18 protein-coding genes and 1 pseudogene are annotated in these 19,687 nt (G+C 34.9%); all 19 read left to right on the top strand.

Annotated elements, in window-relative coordinates; all coding sequences use genetic code 11:
- Positions 1 to 21: 21 nt before the first annotated feature.
- The 19 genes and pseudogenes from gmd (at position 22) to L1283_RS04560 (ending at position 19,610) form a co-directional block, all read left to right on the top strand.
- Positions 22 to 1,173 carry a GDP-mannose 4,6-dehydratase gene (gmd, locus tag L1283_RS04470; RefSeq protein ID WP_182983058.1) on the top strand — a complete coding sequence of 384 codons (1,152 nt, stop codon included), beginning with the start codon at positions 22 to 24 and terminating at the stop codon, positions 1,171 to 1,173.
- A 78-nt stretch (positions 1,174 to 1,251) separates the two neighbouring features.
- Complete coding sequence (locus L1283_RS04475) at positions 1,252 to 2,721, top strand: hypothetical protein (RefSeq protein ID WP_429625835.1); 1,470 nt, start codon at positions 1,252 to 1,254, stop codon at positions 2,719 to 2,721.
- Positions 2,714 to 3,775 carry a polysaccharide pyruvyl transferase family protein gene (locus L1283_RS04480; protein ID WP_429625836.1) on the top strand — a complete coding sequence of 354 codons (1,062 nt, stop codon included), beginning with the start codon at positions 2,714 to 2,716 and terminating at the stop codon, positions 3,773 to 3,775. The genes L1283_RS04475 and L1283_RS04480 overlap by 8 nt, the downstream gene beginning before the upstream one ends.
- A complete protein-coding gene (locus L1283_RS04485; RefSeq protein WP_429625837.1) occupies positions 3,768 to 4,760 on the top strand; it encodes a glycosyltransferase family 2 protein in 993 nt (330 codons plus the stop codon). The genes L1283_RS04480 and L1283_RS04485 overlap by 8 nt, the downstream gene beginning before the upstream one ends.
- 9 nt (positions 4,761 to 4,769) lie before the next feature.
- Complete coding sequence (locus L1283_RS04490; RefSeq protein WP_429625838.1) at positions 4,770 to 5,963, top strand: glycosyltransferase; 1,194 nt, start codon at positions 4,770 to 4,772, stop codon at positions 5,961 to 5,963.
- Between the two features lie 11 nt (positions 5,964 to 5,974).
- Positions 5,975 to 6,844: a hypothetical protein gene (locus tag L1283_RS04495; RefSeq protein ID WP_429625839.1), complete on the top strand. Its 870-nt coding sequence runs from the start codon at positions 5,975 to 5,977 to the stop codon at positions 6,842 to 6,844.
- Complete coding sequence (locus tag L1283_RS04500; RefSeq protein ID WP_429625840.1) at positions 6,841 to 8,055, top strand: hypothetical protein; 1,215 nt, start codon at positions 6,841 to 6,843, stop codon at positions 8,053 to 8,055. The genes L1283_RS04495 and L1283_RS04500 overlap by 4 nt, the downstream gene beginning before the upstream one ends.
- A gap of 26 nt (positions 8,056 to 8,081) precedes the next feature.
- Complete coding sequence (locus L1283_RS04505; RefSeq protein ID WP_429625842.1) at positions 8,082 to 9,023, top strand: sugar transferase; 942 nt, start codon at positions 8,082 to 8,084, stop codon at positions 9,021 to 9,023.
- A gap of 56 nt (positions 9,024 to 9,079) precedes the next feature.
- Positions 9,080 to 9,190 (top strand): annotated as a pseudogene (locus L1283_RS04510) (acyltransferase); the annotation flags it as partial.
- A 17-nt stretch (positions 9,191 to 9,207) separates the two neighbouring features.
- Positions 9,208 to 9,825, top strand: a complete 618-nt coding sequence (locus tag L1283_RS04515) for an acyltransferase (protein WP_429625843.1) — start codon at positions 9,208 to 9,210, stop codon at positions 9,823 to 9,825.
- Positions 9,826 to 9,854: 29 nt separating this feature from the next.
- Positions 9,855 to 10,784 (top strand): NAD-dependent epimerase/dehydratase family protein, encoded by a 930-nt coding sequence (locus tag L1283_RS04520; RefSeq protein ID WP_182983068.1) that lies wholly within the window; start codon positions 9,855 to 9,857, stop codon positions 10,782 to 10,784.
- Entirely contained in the window at positions 10,774 to 11,916 is a 1,143-nt protein-coding gene (locus L1283_RS04525; RefSeq protein ID WP_429625844.1) for a glycosyltransferase family 4 protein, read from the top strand. Before L1283_RS04520 ends, L1283_RS04525 begins: the two co-directional genes overlap by 11 nt.
- Positions 11,917 to 11,921: 5 nt before the next feature.
- Positions 11,922 to 12,668: a glycosyltransferase family 2 protein gene (locus tag L1283_RS04530; protein ID WP_182983070.1), complete on the top strand. Its 747-nt coding sequence runs from the start codon at positions 11,922 to 11,924 to the stop codon at positions 12,666 to 12,668.
- 15 nt (positions 12,669 to 12,683) lie between these two features.
- Entirely contained in the window at positions 12,684 to 13,586 is a 903-nt protein-coding gene (locus tag L1283_RS04535; protein ID WP_429625846.1) for an NAD-dependent epimerase/dehydratase family protein, read from the top strand.
- A gap of 32 nt (positions 13,587 to 13,618) precedes the next feature.
- Positions 13,619 to 15,361, top strand: coding sequence for a phospho-sugar mutase (locus L1283_RS04540; RefSeq protein ID WP_429625941.1), 1,743 nt, complete (start codon positions 13,619 to 13,621; stop codon positions 15,359 to 15,361).
- 11 nt (positions 15,362 to 15,372) lie between these two features.
- The gene (locus L1283_RS04545; RefSeq protein ID WP_429625849.1) at positions 15,373 to 16,224 is read left to right on the top strand and encodes an aldose 1-epimerase family protein; all 852 of its coding nucleotides are present in this window, start codon (positions 15,373 to 15,375) and stop codon (positions 16,222 to 16,224) included.
- 12 nt (positions 16,225 to 16,236) lie between these two features.
- Complete coding sequence (locus L1283_RS04550; protein WP_429625851.1) at positions 16,237 to 18,189, top strand: polysaccharide biosynthesis protein; 1,953 nt, start codon at positions 16,237 to 16,239, stop codon at positions 18,187 to 18,189.
- 28 nt (positions 18,190 to 18,217) lie between these two features.
- The gene (locus tag L1283_RS04555; protein WP_429625853.1) at positions 18,218 to 19,177 is read left to right on the top strand and encodes an MraY family glycosyltransferase; all 960 of its coding nucleotides are present in this window, start codon (positions 18,218 to 18,220) and stop codon (positions 19,175 to 19,177) included.
- 1 nt (position 19,178) lies between these two features.
- Positions 19,179 to 19,610, top strand: coding sequence for a hypothetical protein (locus L1283_RS04560; RefSeq protein ID WP_429625855.1), 432 nt, complete (start codon positions 19,179 to 19,181; stop codon positions 19,608 to 19,610).
- Positions 19,611 to 19,687: the final 77 nt, after the last annotated feature.

A 19,687-nucleotide genomic window follows, 5' to 3' on the forward strand; every position in this document is an offset into this window, starting at 1 on the left:
TCAAAACTCACTATTAATAATATGAAAACAGCATTAATTACTGGTATCACTGGTCAAGATGGTTCTTATTTGGCCGAATTACTATTGGAAAAAGGTTATATGGTTCATGGTATCAAGAGAAGATCGTCTTCTTTTAATACGCAGCGGATCGATCACTTATACATTGATCAGCATGAGGCACATGTTAATTTCAAGTTGCATTACGGAGATTTAACAGATTCGACCAATATTATTCGTATTATCCAAGAGGTCCAACCTGATGAAATCTATAATTTAGGTGCCATGTCTCATGTGAAGGTATCGTTTGATTCGCCTGAGTATGTTGCTAACGTTGATGGAATTGGTACATTACGCATCTTAGAAGCTGTAAGGATTTTAGGATTGGAAAAGAAAACAAGAATCTATCAGGCATCGACTTCTGAGCTTTATGGTGGTTTGGAAGAAAACAAAAATGAAAAAGGTTTTTATGATGAAAACTCTCCTTTCTATCCACGCTCACCTTACGGGGTTGCCAAAATCTATGGTTTTTGGATCACCAAAAATTACAGGGAAGCGTATAATATGTATGCATGTAACGGTGTATTGTTTAATCATGAATCACCTCGTCGTGGTGAAACCTTTGTAACACGTAAGATTACGATGGCTACTGCCGCTATTGCTTTAGGTAAACAAGATCGATTATTTTTGGGTAATCTTAATGCTTTACGCGACTGGGGGCATGCGAAAGATTACGTTGAGGCAATGTGGCGCATTTTGCAACAAGAAGTTGCTGAAGATTACGTGATTGCTACGGGAGTAACGACTTCAGTCCGTGACTTTGTACGTCTTGCTTTCGCAGAAGTTGGTATTACTCTTCGTTTTGAGGGAGAAGCTGAGAATGAACAGGCGATAGTTGAGAATGTGGACAAAGAGATTTTTGTTCAGAAAGTGGGAGACAATTCTGAACAACGTATTAATGAATTGATAGGTAAAACGGTTGTATGCATAGATCCTAAATACTATCGTCCGACAGAGGTTGACCTTCTTATCGGTGATCCCACAAAATCTAAAACAAAGCTTGGTTGGGTACCGGAGTATGATTTAGCTGGACTGGTAAAAGATATGGTAAATTCGGATCTTAACGTCGTTAAAAAGGAATCATTTAATGCTCAGTGGGAGCACCTTGTAGGTTAATAGCAATATTTTACTGTGTCATCAAATAGAACAATAGCTAAAAATACACTTTTTTTGTATTTCCGAATGTTTTTCAATATGGGGGTAACACTTTTTACCTCCCGTATTATATTGAAAACACTGGGTGTGCAAGATTTCGGTATTTATAACTTGGTAGGCGGGGTAGTTGTATTGTTTTCATTTTTGAATGGTGCTATGTCTTCAGCTACTCAGCGGTTCTTAAATATAGAGATTGCAAAAGGAATAAAAGAGCGTATTAATCATGTTTTTTGCACGAGTATGAATATACACATAGGCATTAGTCTAGTGGTTCTTATATTAGCAGAAACTCTTGGTTTATGGTTTTTAAATTATAAGCTCAATATTCCCGCTGACCGCATGTTTGCCGCTAATCTGGTTTTTCAAATGTCAATTTTGACTACTATTATAGACATTACGAGAATACCTTATAGCGCGATTATACTAGCGTATGAGAGGATGTCTTTTTACGCATATTTCGGGATTTTTGAGACCATCATGAAATTATTGATAGTCTACATGCTCTCTCTTTTTACTAATTACGACTATCTGGTTGTGTATGGAGTTCTTTTAATGTTTGTAAATCTGTTGGGAAACGTTATTTATCGTGTGTTTTGTGTCAAAAATTTTAAGACAGAAACTCACTTTAGAAAGTATTATGATAAAGTTCTCGCCCGGGAAATGACATCATTTTCGGGGTGGAACTTGTTTGGACAAGTTGCAACAGTTGGCGCAAACCAAGGCCTTAGTATGGTGTTAAATATTTTTATAGGTGTGACTGTAAACGCGGCGATGGGAATAGCAAACCAGGTAAATGCTGCTATCTATAACTTTATATCTAATTTTCAAATCGCTTTCAATCCACAAATTATCCAGACGTATGCACTTAATGATTATGAGAAGCATAGAGCGTTAGTTATTAATACTTCAAAATATTCATTTTATTTGATGAGCATACTAGCAGCGCCATTTTTGCTTCATACAGAATTTATACTACATTTATGGCTGGGTGATGTTATTCCTCAGTTTGTTATTCCATTTGCAAGAGTTATAATATTGTCATCTCTGTTTGATGCATTATGTGGTCCGTTGTGGATGTCAGCTCATGCTACTGGGAAAATTCGTAATTATCAACTAAGCATATCGTTTATTCTATTGTTGAATTTACCGCTGTCATATCTCTTATTAAAATTGGGATATAGTCCAGTTTATGTGTTAATCGGTAAACTCGGTCTGAGTTTCATCGCATTCATCTATCGGTTTTACTTTATCAAAAAAATCATCCACCTAAGTCTTAAAAACATATTGGTTTATGCCTCTAATATAATTCCAATATTTATCTTATTTGGAGGGGTATTTTATCTTATTAAAGAAGGGGTTATGCGTGAAACTACATGGGCATCTTTCTTTCTATATACCTTGATTTTCGAAACTATTATATTTTTTTCAATTTTTATCCTGGGAATAGGTAGATCTGAAAGAAATCTTATTTATTCATTTATCAAATCAAAATTTGGCAAAAATGCTTAAAAGAAGTTTAATTAAAATCATGTCTGCTTACATTAAAATGTTAGATAAGAGAAAAGCAGACAAAATAGCTCGTCTAATAAAGTCTGAAAATAAGCATAAACGTTTCTTCTTATTTCAAACACCTACGCATTCAAATATAGGTGATCATGCAATTGCAGAAGCACAATTAGATTTTTTAAATGCGAATTTTCCAGGCCATACAGTATATGAGCTGAATCAAGATTTGATGGTTTATTTTATCGAAAAATATAGTTCTTTGATCAATAAAAACGATATTATACTTTTACATGGAGGTGGGAATTTTGGTAATGAATATATGAGAGAGGAAAAATTGAGAACTTTTGTTATCCAGAATTTCCCAAATAATAAGATTGTCGTATTTCCACAAACAATTCATTACTCCAATGATATTTCAGGAAAAGAACAATTACAAGCTATTCAGAGGCTTTTTGCAGGCCATCCTAATTTGACTTTAACAGCAAGGGAAAATGTTTCATTTGATTTAATGAAAGAATATTTTCCTTCCAATAAGGTCATCCTCACACCCGATATAGTTTTATCACAATCTCAACTTAAGAATCAACCGCGAAGCTACGGTCTTGAAGTCATCAGAGCTGATCAAGAATCTATTTTGTCGAATTCCGATAAAGAGCAAGTACATCAGCTTCTTGTTTCAAACTTTGACCAAGTAATTAATTCTGATATGCATGTCGAGGATTCACGTACTGTAAAGACATTAGAAAAGCGAAAGGCTGTGCTAGAATTTAAGTTATCGCAATTTCGATCTGCAAAAATTGTTATAACAGACAGACTTCATGGAATGGTTTTGGCAGCTATAACTGGAACACCATGCATTGTATTTAGTAATTATAATCAAAAAGTTTTGGGAACATATGATTGGATTAAAGATCTAAATTATATTCGATTCGTAAGAGATATAGAGGAAGCACAAAAGGCCTTCGGAGAATTAAATAGTTTGGAAAGTTACAGTCCATATGATAGTAAAGTGCTTGAAAGTATGTATAACCCTTTAATTGAATCGTTACATGAATAGTCATGTTCTAGTTTCAGTTGTAGTTCCGATTTATAATGTAGAGGAGTATTTACCTGGCTGCATTGACTCTATACTGTCACAAACATATAGTTCTTTAGAAGTTATATTAGTCGACGACGGATCTCCAGATAGTTGTGGTAAAATATGTGAAGAGTACGCTGTGAAAGACACGCGTATCAAAGTATTACACAAAGAAAATGGGGGCCTATCTGATGCGCGTAATGCTGGGCTTGAAATTGCTAATGGAGAGTATGTTTGGTTTGTAGATAGCGACGATTCAGTCTCAACAACTGCTTTAAAAGATATTGTTAGTACAGTATCTGAACAAGACCTTGTCGTATTTGATGCAGATTTTATTTATAATACCCACAATAGAAGGACCGTATATAAAGGAATAGAAGAAGGAAAGATTTATAGTGGTTTTGATTTTATGTCAAAAGTTACATTTTACGGTGCTTGGAATATATTGTACAAAAGGAGCTTTCTGAATAAGTATAATTTTAGATTTTATAAGGGGCTTCTTCATGAGGATATGGAATTTTTACCTAGAGTTTTTGCATATGCTGAAAAGGTAACATATAAACCTGTAATTGGCTTAAATTATATAGCAGAACGCCCTGGATCTATCATGCAGTCAATTAGTCTGAAAAGACTTTCGGCTGCTATAGAAATTTTAAATAGTCATATCAAATTTGTAAAAGCAAACCACTATTCTGATGATCAGGTTAAGATTATTATGAAAAAAAGATGGGAGACATTTTTACCATTTTTTGTTAAAGCACAAACTCTTTCAAAAGATGATCGTAGAGCGTATTACAGGCTTCTCAGAGTAAATAGGGAGGCGTTACTATATTGTTTTAATCATACTGATAAATCGGCAAAAAAAATACAAGCTGCATTTCTTAAATTTTCCCCTGTTGGTTTCTTTAAGTTTAGATATTGGGGATACAATATTTTAAGAAAGATTAAGCTATTACCTTTTTAATAATTTGATATGAATATATTGTTTCTATATGGTTCAGCTATCGATCCTGAAAAGGGGGGAATTCAGCGTGTTACAGATGTCCTGACGAATTGTTTTATTGATAGAGGAATTTCTGTTTTCTACCTATCTCTCATTAGAAATTCCAATAATTTTAATAAGGAAAGACAATTTTTTTTACCCAATCAGGATGAATGCCTTAACATTGATAATATCGATTTTCTGCTGAGAATAATTGATAACTATAAAATTGATGTTGTTATTAATCAGGCAGGTATGCATAGTCAGCTATCTCAATTAGCTTATTATGCAAAGGAGGCAGGTGTTAAGTTGATATCCTGTATACATAATTCATTTTTATCGCCAATTAAACATTTTGATATAACATATTATAATGACGCAAGGAAAAAAGGTTTACATTTTTTGTTGCCGTTGACTAAAATTAAAATAGTTAAGGATACGCTTCTATGGTTTTACAAGAGAAAATATCAAGACCATTATAAATCATTATATAAGAATTCTGACAGAGTAGTGCTTTTATCAAATAGCTTTAAAGGAGAGCTGGAATTTTTCTTGGGTAAAAAAGTAAATGAAAATAAAGTAGTCGCAATTAGTAACCCTACTTCTTTCGCTGTAAGTGATGAGAATAAAAAATATTTAGGCAATAAAAAGAAACAAATTTTACATGTAGGCAGGATCGATATAAGACAAAAGAGAGTGGATCTTTTAATAGAGATTTGGAGCAAAATTTTACCTCATTTTCCAGATTGGATTTTAAAAATTGTTGGTGATGGACCAGATTTAGTCTTTATAAAAAATATAGTACAACAAAAAGGGTTAAATAATGTTGAATTTGAGGGTTTTAAAAACCCTGTGGAATTTTATAAAGATTCACCAATATTTTGTATGACATCTGCATATGAGGGGTTTGGCATTGTTTTGGTTGAGGCTATGACCTTTGGATCGATTCCTCTGGCATTTGATAGTTACGCTTCTGCATCGGATATAATTGATTCTGGAAAGAATGGTTTTTTAATAAAGCCTTTCGATGTCGACGCTTATGCTACAAAGGTTATAGAACTTATTCAGGAAGAGAATAAACGGATAGAAATTGGTCAGAAATGCTTATTAAAAGCTATAGATTTTACAATAGATGAAATTGGCCAAAGGTGGCAAAATTTGTTTATAGACTTATTTAAAAATTAATACATACCGATATGAGAAGCAAATGGTTTTTATTGCTATGGATCTTATTTATAAGCTCTATCGTTTATGGGCAAAAGGGGTTTACTGTATATTATGCAAAAGCACTTCACAACAAAGGATCAAATGATCTAATAGCAGTAGGCGGGGATTTTCAGAATTATCGTTTAATAACACAACATTTTATTGACCCGAAAAATGTCGGGATTGTTGATCTCGATTTGCTAGAGAAAAACATTATACGTATTTTCCCAAATAAGAGCGCTAACGAGCTTATTTGTTTAGATTTGGAGAACAGCCTTTTTTATGATCTTTCAAAATATAAAAAAACTGATTCTAGGTATAAAAATGCTGAGCAGAAGTTTATCTCAATGATTCGGTTAGTTAGAAAATTGCGGCCGAATCTTAAAATTGGAATTTATGCTCTTCCACAGCGCTATTATTACGATCAATCAAAGGAGACAGATTTAACTAAATACGATAGCATTTTGCAAAACTGTGATGTTATTATGCCGAGTCTCTATTTATTCTATCCAGATAAGCAGGTCGGAAAAAATGCGAATATATCCTATTTAGAGAAGAACCTCCGTCAGGCATTATCTTATGGAAGTAGATTGAATAAACCTGTAGTTCCATTCGTTTGGAGTATGATCCATCCATCGAATAAAAGATATGCATATCAATTGGTTTCCAAGGGCGAGATGAAGAATTATATTCAAACAATACGAAATTTTACTTATAAAAACTCGTCGGTAAGTGGTATTGTATGGTGGGAAGCTGAAGATTCTATATTTGCTAATTGGTATAAAGGGGGCTATAAATCACAACCTGGCAAAGGAATGCAGGATAATATTATTTTGGACTATTTTGATTTAAAAAAGTGAAGAAAAAGATAAATATATCAAATACTTTATATTTAGGTTTTTTCCTGGTATTATGGTCTGTAAATGGTTATTTTGTAGGAGGAAATGCCCTGAAATATCTTATTCTTGCAGTTGGTTTGTTGATGATTTTCTCATACAATATCAATAGCTACTTAAAAAAGCATAAGGGGTGGGTAGAAATATCGATTTTTGCATCTTTATATTTCCTTCTGGTTATTGTTAAAGCATTTTTACAGGAGCAGTATACCACATCTCCGACAATTATCATTTTTGGTGCTATAAACGTATTGCTAATAATAACGGGTGCGCTTATTGCGAAAAATGAATCTCTGATAAAGTTTCCAAATAAAAAGACTATAATTATAATCTTCATATTAACATTTGTTGGTGCGATATTCTTTTTTATTTTTCAAAATAGTTTAGTCGTAACTGTTGGTACGTCGGGTCGTGCCGTAGGCGGTGAAGATGATGGTGTCAATGTTATCGGGATTGCTTACACGAATGCGTTAATATTTATTATCCTTTTTATAATTCATAGATTTTTGGGTAAAAGAAGCAAGTTAATGTCTTATACAGCATTGGCATTAATGTTATTGTCAGTGCTGGTGATAATTCAAACACAGTCACGTGGTGCTATTATATATCTAGCCATTATTATCATTCTTTTTTCCTTTTCTGGACTGAAATTGCAGAAGGCTATTCCAATGTTAATGCGTACACTTCTTTATCTTTTTTTAGGAGCACTATTAGTTTTTGCCTTTATAAAAATCAATCCCGGAGCGCAACGGTCATTTGACGGGTTTATGAATAGAATGGACGACTTGGTTGGATCGGTTCAGGGTACTTCTGTTGACCGATCAAGTGAGGAGAGGGAAGACAAGTATAACGATTTTCTCAATAACTATGATCAATATCTTTTTGTTGGTCAGAGACATTACACCCCTTATCCACATAATATATTTATTGAAATAATACAAAGGTTTGGGCTAATTTTGGGGGTACCTCTTATTTTGGTAATTCTAACCTGTGTAATTCGAGCAACAAAATATATTTATAATAAAGAGCCAGATATGGTGCTTTTATTATTTTCTATGGTTTTTTTATTTTCTTTTTTTCAATCGCTTAGTTCAATGTCGCTTGAAATGAATCGGACATTATGGCTAAGTATGGGTGTTTTATTTGGTAAAAGGAATTTAGTGACTAATTATTAATTTAAAAAAATAAGCAAAATATACACATGGATTTAAATACAGCATTGGCACCAATCGTTTTATTTGTTTATAACCGTCCTGAACACACTAAAAAGACCTTGGAAGCTCTTTCCAATAATATTTTGGCTGCCGAGTCTTCTCTTTTTATATTTTGTGATGGACTGCCTGAAGCTGCTTCCGATGAGAATAGAAAGAATAACGAGCTAGTAAAGGAAGTGATTGCTTCAAAAGCTTGGTGTGGTAGGGTTGAAATTATCACTTCACCTGTAAATAAAGGTTTAGCAAATTCTGTTATTTCTGGTGTAAGCCAAATCATTAAAAAATTCGGAAAAGTGATTGTACTTGAAGATGATTTGATTACTAGTACAACATTTCTTGAATATATGAATACTTCGCTTACTCTTTATGAAAATGAAAACAAAGTTTTTCAAATTGCTGGTTTTAGTTATAATGTGCCTGAAATTGAAAAGCAAAGTAGAAGCTTCTTCCTGCCTATTATTTCTACATGGGGCTGGGGCACTTGGTACAGAGTATGGAAAAACTTGGATTTCGAATGTAGGGATTATAATAGGATCAAAACTGATAATAAACTAGCGTACAGATTTAATTTTGAAGGAAGTTATAACTATAAGAAGATGTTTATTCAGCAAATGGAACAAAGAAAAGTTAGTTCTTGGGGAATTCGATTTTATTGGAATATTTTTAAGAATGACGGCGTAGTACTTTATCCGGACGTAACTTTGGTAAGAAATATTGGTTGGGATGGTTCGGGAAGGCACCAAGATAATTATAACGTTTTTCCTCTCGATTCTTGGGATCCTAATTATAATATAAAAAATTTTCCGGTATTAATTGATATGGAGGACACTATAGTAAAAAAAACTCAAAAATATATAAGGAAGAGAACTAGTCATTTTACAAAAATAATAACAATCATTCGCAAGTTTATTAAGATAAAGAATTTGTGATCATTGTTCAATTTTTAAGTATTGAATTTGTTATTGGGTCATTAATGGCTATATTTTTAAAAGGTGTTAAGATTGGAAAAGGTGCAATAATAGCCGCAGGAAGCGTAGAGACTAAAGATGTAGAACCGTTTACCTTAGTTGCTGGAAACCCAGCTAAATTTATCAAACAATTGAATTAGAAGCAATGAATAAAATTATAAACTACATATTAAGTAAGCTGATAGGAGTTAAGAGAAGGTATAAGAGTGTTCTGGATGCTGGAGAAAGTAAATTTTTACCAAATTTTAGTATAATCAAAAACCGAGTTAATGGAATGCAGAAGGAGCGAGTTCAGATAGGCAATCAATGTCTATTAGGCACAACGATAATTCTCGAGGGAGATACTTCAAAGGTCAAAATAGGTGATAGAGTATATATGGGAAATAGTAGCATTATTTGCAAATCATCAGTTTCATTTGGAAATGACATTCTAGTAGCTTGGGGTGTTGTGTTTTATGATCATGATTCTCATTCTTTGGATTATAGATTTAGAGATCAAGATGTTAAGCAGACATATGTCGATTATGTGAATGAAAAAGGCAACTATCTGAAAAATAAAAATTGGAATGTTGTTAATTCGTTGCCTATAGTTATTGAAGACCATGCTTGGATAGGCGCCGAATCTATGATATTGAAAGGGGTTACGATTGGAAAAGGAGCGATCGTAGGAGCTAGAAGCGTGGTTACAAAAGATGTTCCTCCCTTTACCGTGGTTGCCGGGAACCCGGCAAAAGTCGTAAAAGTTCTAGATATTCAACAATAAATCTCAAGAGATTTTGATAAAAATATATTATGAATACAGAAAAATTGAAGATTGTTATAATAGGATCGAAAGGATTTATCGGTTCGAATGCATTAAGCTATTTTGAAAATTTGGGACATGATGTTTATGGATGCGGGGTTTCGGAGTATCCATTGGATGAGAAATACTTTCAGGTTGATAGATTTGCTCCAGATTATAACAATATTTTCAAGTTAGAAAAATTTGATGTTTGTATAAATGCTTCGGGATCCCCTGGAGTGGGTTTCTCACTAGAATATCCTCAAGAAGATTTTAGGATGAATGTAAGTAACGTTTATTCTTTACTCAATGCAATAAGGGTATACAATAAGGATTGTAAATTTATTAATCTTTCAAGTGCCGCAGTGTATGGTAACCCCAAAGAGCTTCCCATCAAAGAAGACTCCAAGTTAAATCCGCTTTCTCCATATGGTTTCCATAAAATGATTACCGAGCAATTGATTTCTGAGTTTTTTCAGGTATTTGGAATATCAACCGTATCGTTTAGAATTTTTTCTGCATACGGCCCCGGTATAAAAAAGCAATTGTTATGGGATATTTATCAAAAATCTATTTCTGCCAACAACAAAGGTGAGGTGGCTTTATTCGGTAAAGGTAATGAGACAAGAGATTTTATTTATGTAGAAGATCTTATGGAGGCATTGAACATTGCTATTCAAAACAATCTTTTCAAGGGTAAAACTTATAATTTGGGTTCGGGCGAAGAAATTTCTATTGAAGATATTGCTTCAACATTTTTAAATATCATTAATCCTTCATTGCAACTTAATTTTAACGGAATTCAAAAACCTGGAGATCCACTGTTTTGGTGTTCGGATATGAGTGAACTGGAGAAATACGGGTTTAAGGCTAAAATAACCATTCAGGAAGGATTGAAAAATTACCATAATTGGCTTATAAATGAAACAAATGAAAAGTAAAAGAATAGGTATTTTATTTATTTTTAAAAGTAGGTGGTTAGGAGGGCTTTATTATCTCATTAATGTAATAAAAGCCTGCAATTATCTTCCTTCGGATGAACAACCTGAAATAGTAGTGTTTTATAATCAGAGAACGCAAAAATATCTAAAGGAAATAGACTATTCTAAAGTGAAATTTGTTGAAGTGGATCTCGACTTCGATTATAAGCGATATTTTAAGTCTTTTTTTCTGAGAAGGAATTTTTATTTTACAAATGATTTTACCCACCACAATTTGGATGTGTTATTTCCTTTCAATGACTTTATTGGTAAAACTTGTTCTGAGAATATTGATTTGGTCTCTTGGATTCCAGATTTTCAACACAAATTTTACCCACAATATTTTAACAAATTGAACCTATTTTTAAGAGAATTAAAGTTCAAAAGTATTGTTAAAAATAGTAATGGGCTAATTCTGTCTAGTCAATCTGCAGTAGATCATTTTAAGCAATTTTATCCGATGAAAGCAGCTTTTGCTCCTAAAATAGTGAGATTTACTTCTATTTTCGATGTTGAAGCTTTACCTAGCAAAGAATACGTCACTCAAAAATACAACACTACGAGAGAATACTTTATTGTTAGCAATCAATTTTATGTTCATAAGAACCATTTAATTGTACTAAAGGCTTTAAAAGAATTAAAAAATCGCGGGATTTTTGCAAATATATTAATGACAGGCCGCCCGAATAAAAGCGATGATGTAAGCCTAATAAATGAAATTGAAGATTATATTAAGGCGAACGATCTTTCCGACCAAGTCCAATTAGTTGGGTTATTACCAAGAGAAGATCAACTAGCTTTGATGAAATATGCTATTTGTGTTATTCAACCAAGTAAATTTGAAGGCTGGAGTACGGTTATTGAAGATGCAAAGACATTGAAGAGAAGGGTTATTGCGTCTAACCTTGATGTTCATATAGAGCAATTGGGAGATCAAGGTTATTTTTTCGATCCAGAAAATGCTGTCGAACTCGCAAGTTCTATGGACATATTGATAAATGGACCGGAAAGGTTTGTCAACTGGGGGGAATTACCCGAAAGAACCGAAAGATTTGCTCGTAGCTTTTTGCAAGGGCTTTATTCCAAAATTTGATTAGTATGAAAATCTCAATTATTACCGTTTGCTGGAATTCAGCAGCAACAATAGAAAAGACCATCAGATCGCTGCAAGAGCAGAACTATAATGATATTGAATATATCATTGTGGATGGAAATTCTAAAGATGAGACGCTCAATATCATAAAAAAATATCCACAAGTCGTTTCAAAATGGATTTCGGAACCGGATAAGGGCTTATATGATGCAATGAATAAAGGGATCACAATGGCTACGGGGGATTATGTGGGTATAGTCAATGCAGATGATACGCTTGCTAACCCAAATGTGATTAGTGAGACTGTTAACTTCCTAAAGAACCATGATGTCGGTGCGAGTTTAGGCGATATTGTCCAACATAATAATGATGGGAAAATTTTACGGCATTACTCTGCAGCAAAATGGTCACCTGAAAAACTTAAAATTGGTTTTATGCCTGCGCATCCAGGTATATTTTTTAAGCGAGAATTATTTGATAAGCTTGGTTACTATGCACTTGACTTCAAAATAGCTGCAGATTATGAGCTGATTACAAGATTCTTCCTTAAAAATAAGATTTCTTGGGCTTACTCTAATATTGTGACTCATCGTATGCTTGTCGGCGGGGTGAGTTCTTCTGGCTGGGAAAGTTATAAAAAAGTTTCCGAGGAAATTATGAAAGCCCTTAAAATGAATCAAATTTCATATAGTACTTTCAAAATTAAATCTCGTGCCGTATGGAAGATATTCGGCTTTTTAAAACGTAAATAATTCTTTTTTCTACCTATGAATGTTATTATTACTGGAGCTTCGGGGTTTGTTGGTCAAAATCTCACAAAGTATCTTATCGAAAATGAGCACATAGTTCAGAGCCTTTCTTTAAGGAATGATAATTGGATCAACCAGTTTGATAATAAGGCGGATGCAATCATACATCTAGCAGGTAAAGCACACGATACAGCGAATACATCACATGATCAGGAATACTTCGATGTTAATTATTATTTGACTGTACATCTATTTGAAGAGTTTATAAAATCTGATATTAAAGATTTCTTCTATTTTTCTTCGGTGAAGGCTGTAGCAGATTCTGTTGATACTATCGTCCGAGAAGATATAACCGGCAACCCTCTAACGGCTTATGGTAGATCCAAATACCAAGCCGAGCAATATCTTTTGGGGAATAAATTAGCCGAAGGTAAACGTTTGTTTATTATTAGGCCTTGCATGATTCATGGGCCCGGTAATAAAGGTAATCTAAATCTATTATTCAATGTGGTAAAAAAAGGTATCCCTTGGCCGTTAGCTTCTTTTCATAATGAACGCTCTTTTTTAAGTGTAGATAACTTGTCGTTTTTGATTAAGGCGATGCTCGAGACAAAAGATCTTGATTCTGGTATCTATAATTTCGCTGATGACGAATCTCTATCTACGAATGACCTGGTTACATTGATTTCTGAGACCCTCGGAAAAAAACCAAGATTATCTGCAATTCCTTCTGCTTTTATTAAAGCGCTCGTAAAAGCTGGCGATTTTTTGCCTCTTCCGCTGAATTCGGAGCGTTTGAAAAAGCTAACAGAATCATATGTCGTATCCAATGAAAAAATAAAGCAAGCGCTGTATTTAAGGCAACTGCCAATAAGTGCGAAAGAAGGTTTAAAACATACAATACAATCATTCATAAAATAGTGTTTTACACTACTCAATTAACCTTAGTAATGATGGAACTTTTAGATTTAGATAAAAACTTACAAAAAAAAATCGAAGGTTGGTTAACACCAAGTTATGATGAAGAAACCCGTAATGCGGTTCAGCATTTAATCGATAATAATGAGAACACGGAGCTTACAGACTCTTTTTACAGAGATCTTGAGTTTGGAACCGGAGGCTTAAGGGGCATTATGGGGGTGGGCTCCAATCGGATGAATAAGTACACAATCGGTAAGGCAACCCAAGGTTTTTCTAACTACCTTAAAAAACAGTTCCCTGATCGAGAGATTAAAGTGGCTGTATCCTATGACAGCCGCAACAATTCGCAGGATTTTGGTCAGCTAGTTGCCAACGTGTTTGCTGCCAACAGCATCAAGGTATACCTCTTCACAGCATTACGCCCGACCCCAATGTTATCGTTTGCCATCCGTCATTTCGGCTGTCAAAGTGGTGTCATGCTAACGGCTTCCCATAACCCAAAGGAATACAATGGATATAAAGCTTATTGGAACGATGGTTGCCAGCTAACTGCTCCACATGATAGAAATGTCATTGATGAAGTGAACGCAATCACATCGGTTAGTGACATTAAATTTGAGGGAAATACACACAATATCCTTCCTGTGGGGAATGAAATCGATCAGATTTACATTGATGCCAATAAAACCTTGAGTATTCACCCAGAAGCTGTATTGGCACAAAAAGATTTAAAGATCGTTTTTTCTCCGATACATGGTACAGGAATTACAATCGTCCCTAAAATGCTGGCTGCCTGGGGATTTGAAAATGTGTCCATTGTTGCCGAACAAGCTACTCCCGATGGCAACTTTCCAACGGTAGTCTATCCAAACCCCGAAGAGGAAGATGCAATGGCTTTAGCAAAGAAAAAAGGGGAGGAAATTGATGCCGATCTTGTATTGGCGACAGACCCTGATGCCGATCGCGTAGGTATTGTCGTAAAAGATAACCAAGGACAGTTTCAACTGCTTAATGGCAATCAGATCGGTAGTTTATTGGTATATTACGTCCTCAGTGCAAAAAGTGAACTAAAACAACTCGGATCGAATCCATATATTGTAAAAACCATCGTCACCAGCAACTTACAAGCCGATATCGCAGATCACTATGGTGTAACGCATTATGAAACACTTACAGGCTTCAAATATATCGGTGAATTGATTACCAATCTAGGTGATTCAGCACAATATCTTGTGGGCGGAGAAGAAAGTTATGGCTATCTTGTTGGCGATCTTGTTAGAGATAAAGATGCATTAAATGCTTGTGCTTTTCTTGCCGAAATGACTGCTTATTTCAAAGCAGAAGGCAAAACAGTTTATGAAGTTCTCATGGAGATCTACAAAGAGTTTGGTTGCTATCAGGAAAAACTGATCTCTTTGACAAAAAAAGGGAAAGCTGGTGCCGAGGAAATTCAGGCTATAATGTCGGGACTACGCGATAATTTACCGAAGAGTCTTGGAGGTGTTCAAGTCAAGGAAATTCGTGATTATCAACTTTCCCAAACTACAAATATGTTTACTGGCGAAAAAACAGCGATCTTTTTGCCCAAGTCGGATGTGTTACAATTCATAACAGTAGATGGTGACGTAATTTCTGCACGACCATCTGGGACAGAGCCTAAAATCAAGTTTTACTGTTCAGTGAAAGAAAACTTAAAGGATTCAGCTGATTATCCTGGCTTACAACTTGTTCTTCAGGAAAAAGTGGACAGAATGATGAAAGATATCATAGGTTAATAATTTGATTGATGCATACGATTGAGAATGAATTTCTTAGGGTTGGTATAACACAGAAAGGTGCAGAATTACGGTCTGCCGTGGACAAAGGTGATAATTATGAATGGATATGGCAGGCCGATGAGCGATACTGGGCAAAATCTAGTCCAATCCTTTTTCCTATAGTAGGCGCATTGAAGGAAGGTCGGTTTATATACGACGGACAATCCTACAGTCTACCTAGGCACGGCTTTGCTCGCGATAACAGTTTCGAGCTTGTGGAAAAGACAGAAACAAGCATTGTTTTTTCTTTTCAAGCCAATGAAACTACACGATATTGTTTTCCTTTTGAATTTTCTTTGCGAATAAAGTATGAATTGGAGGGAAACAGGCTGGAAGTCAGTTATGCTGTTTTCAACCAAGGGACAGAGGAAATCTATTTTTCGCTAGGCGCCCACCCTGCATTTAATTGTTCATACGATCAGGTTGATACGAGATGTTATATAGAGTTCCCCGCAGATGATAGGGTGGAACGGTATTTTCTTCATGATAATTTACTGTCTAAAACTTATAATAAGATCAAATTAGAAAGTCACTGTCTATTTTTCAATAAGGACACTTTTAAAGAGGATGCATGGATACTTAAAAATCTAAATTCCACTTCGGTCCGCTTAAAATCCGACAATAAACAGCTGATATTTTCCTTTGAAGGGTTCCCATATTTTGGATTATGGTCTGTGCCAGGTAGTTCTTTTATTTGTTTGGAGCCATGGCAGGGGTTACCAGACCATATTAATCACAATTTGCTGTTTGCCGAGAAAGAGGGAATTGTAAAGCTTGAAGGAACGAAGTCATGGGAAGCAAAATGGAGTATAGCAATATAACACAACATTAAGATGGAAATTAGGGATAAGCAAAATGATAGTGGAGATCGTCTTAAGGGATTTCTCCGGAAAGATGGACCGCGCTGGTTGGTGTTTTTAATCGACCTTTTTATTGTTTGGTTCAATTTTGTTTTGAGCTATATTCTGGTTATGAAGCATCGCGGTGAAATTTCGTGGCCTATTATGTTATTGGAGTCGGCGATCATGTCTTCAATTTATGTTCTTGTCTTCATTTGGTTTAAGCCTTATCAAAGTATTGTAAGACGTACGGGCTTGCGCGATCTCAAATTAATTGGAAATTGTATCGCCGTTGCGTTTATTATTGGAGTTTCTTTGTCTTACCTATGGGAAGCTATTGTTTCGAACCCAATTGAGAGCCGTTACTATGTTTCCCAAACCCAGCTGCTGTTTCATGCCCTTTTAACTGGGATTTCTATGGCATCCGTTCGTTTGCTCTATAAAACAGCATATCATAGCTTTTTTTGGAACAGCAGACAGAATGCGATCCCGGTTATTTTATTCGGTGCAGGGAATATGGGTCACAATACGTATAATTTATTGCAATTAGGTTCTCGAAATCGCTATAAAGTAGTCGCTATCATTGACGATAATCCCAATAGAATAGGCCGTTATATTCAAGGCATTCGCGTCAGACCGCTTGAAGAACTGAATGAGAAATTGCTGGAGCGCATCGGAGGGGCGCAGGAATTGGTTATTGCAATTGATAATTCATCGCCAGAAAGACTAAAGAATATTTCATCGAAAGCTGAGTTGCTCCCAATTAAAATAAAGATCATTCCTAATTCTGCGGCTTTATTGGAAGGAAATGTTGCTGCCCAGCAAATCAGGGCTTTAAAAGTTTCAGATCTTCTCGGCCGCAAAGCGATACAGCTTGACAATCCTGTTATTAAGGAGGCGTTGGCTGATAAAGTAGTTCTTGTTACAGGAGGTGCAGGATCTATCGGTTCAGAATTAGTGCGTCAAATTGCATTAGTTACGAGACATTTAATTGTCCTGGATCAGGCTGAATCGGCATTGTACGATATACAACAAGAACTGCGTTCTAATCCTTTTTTTGAACATTTCAATTTTATAGTTGGGGATGTTCGCGATAAGGATTTCATGGAAAGTGTATTTCAGCACTATCGACCTGAATTGATTTTCCATGCTGCGGCATATAAACATGTGCCGTTGATGGAGGCTAATCCTTATGAAGCTATATGGACTAATATTTTTGGATCCTATAATCTTGCTTTATTAGCAGATAAATATGAAGTCGAAAAATTTGTAATGGTTTCGACGGATAAAGCTGTAAATCCGACCAATGTTATGGGGGCGACAAAGCGTGTTGCAGAAATCGCTGTTAGTGTCGTTAATGAGCATTCAAAAACTAACTTCATTGTAACGCGGTTTGGGAATGTGCTCGGTTCAAATGGATCAGTTATTCCATTGTTCGAAAAGCAGATCGAGAAAGGCGGGCCAATTACGATAACTCATCCGGACATTACACGATATTTTATGACTATTCCAGAAGCCTGTCAGCTTGTGCAGGAAGCGGGCGTAATGGGAAATGGGGGCGAGATATTCGTATTTGATATGGGTGAATCGGTTAAGATAATGGACCTAGCAAAACAGATGATCCGCTTAAAAGGGTTATCTTATCCTGAAGATATCGATATCAAAGTCGTTGGATTGCGACCGGGAGAAAAGATCTACGAGGAATTGTTGGCTAACGGAGAAAATACCGAAAAAACTTATCATGAAAAAATCATGATTGCAAAAGTAAATACCCTAAATTTGGCGGAAAAAAAGGTTATAATTGATAATCTCTGTGATTTAGTTAAGCGGGTTAATCCGATGGATGATAAAATGCAGATGGTTTCTTTGATTAAATCCATTGTGCCGGAGTTTAAATCTCAAAATTCTATTTTTGAAAATCTGGATAATGATTTCTTAACAAATTAGTACAGGTTAAACTACAATATTTGAAGTAATGATATATATATTTATTTTAATTGGACTGTTCATTTTGGAACTTGTATATTTTAAAGTCGCAGACAAATTTAACATAATTGACAAACCGAATGAAAGATCGTCCCACAGTACGATAACATTACGCGGAGGAGGCATAATTTTTTATTTCGCAGCTTTGATCTACTTCTTTCAATCTGGTTTTCAGTATCCTTGGTTTTTCCTTGGATTGTCGTTAATGACCATCATATCTTTTCTTGATGATATATTCACACTTTCCAATAAGGTGCGGCTATTGATTCACTTTGCATCGGTGTTGTTAATGACTTATCAGTTAGAAGTATTTTCCATGCCTTGGTATTATCTCCTTCTTACATTTATTATTATTGTAGGTGTTATTAATGCATATAATTTTATGGATGGGATCAATGGCATTACAGCATGTTATAGCTTATCGGTTGGCGTTTTACTCTCGATTGTCAATAATAAGTTGATGTTTATAGACCAGAATTTGTTAACTTATTCCCTATTAGGTGTGATGGTGTTTTCTTTTTTCAACTTTAGGATTAAGGCTAAATGTTTCGCCGGGGACGTTGGGTCTGTCACTATTGCCTATATTCTACTTTTTGCATTAGGCGCTCTGATAATAAAAACGGGTAACCTTATTTATATCTTATTTCTAGCTATTTACGGATTAGACGCGGTTTGGACTATAATTAGAAGGTTATTGCGCAGAGAAAACATTTTTGAAGCACATCGTTCGCATTTATATCAGTTCTTAGCTAATGAAGCAAAGGTGAATAAACTTTTAGTATCTTTTGTCTATGGACTATTACAGTTTATTGTTGGATATATGGTCATCCAATTTGCAAATGCGACATTCTATTCGCAATTTATATTTGCTATTGTTTTACTCACTGTCTTAAGTGCAGTCTATTTGATTTTAAAAACATATATTGTAAAAAAATACGCAATTCATTAATATGATAAGCATAGAACCAAATACAATCCAAGGAGGAATAGCGCAGGATGAACGAGGGTCAATTCGTTTTGTAAATGAATTTGATATGAGTCTAGTCAAACGGTTTTATATTATAAGGAATGCAGATACAGAGTTGACTCGTGGGTGGCGAGGACATAAAATTGAGCAAAGATGGTTTTATGTACTTTCAGGAGAATTTTCATTAGATTTGGTGAAAATCGACAATTGGGCAAAGCCTGATCAATCATTACCAATTCATAATATCATATTAAGAGCGGGGGAAATGAAGGTGTTGAATGTGCCAAATGGCTATGCAACAGCCTTTAGGGCGTTGGAACAGGATAGTGAATTGTTGGTTTATGCAGATTATCCTTTATCGCATGCTGTAGAAGATGATTTTACCTGGCCTGTTGAATATTTTAAATCAATTTAGATTATTTGCAGGTGAAATTTTTTCAGGCACAAATTTTGCTCATTGGCTTGCGTTTTGTAAACGTCAACGAATTTCAA

Source organism: Sphingobacterium sp. HSC-15S19 (genome assembly GCF_050433745.1).
GTDB lineage: Bacteria > Bacteroidota > Bacteroidia > Sphingobacteriales > Sphingobacteriaceae > Sphingobacterium > Sphingobacterium siyangense.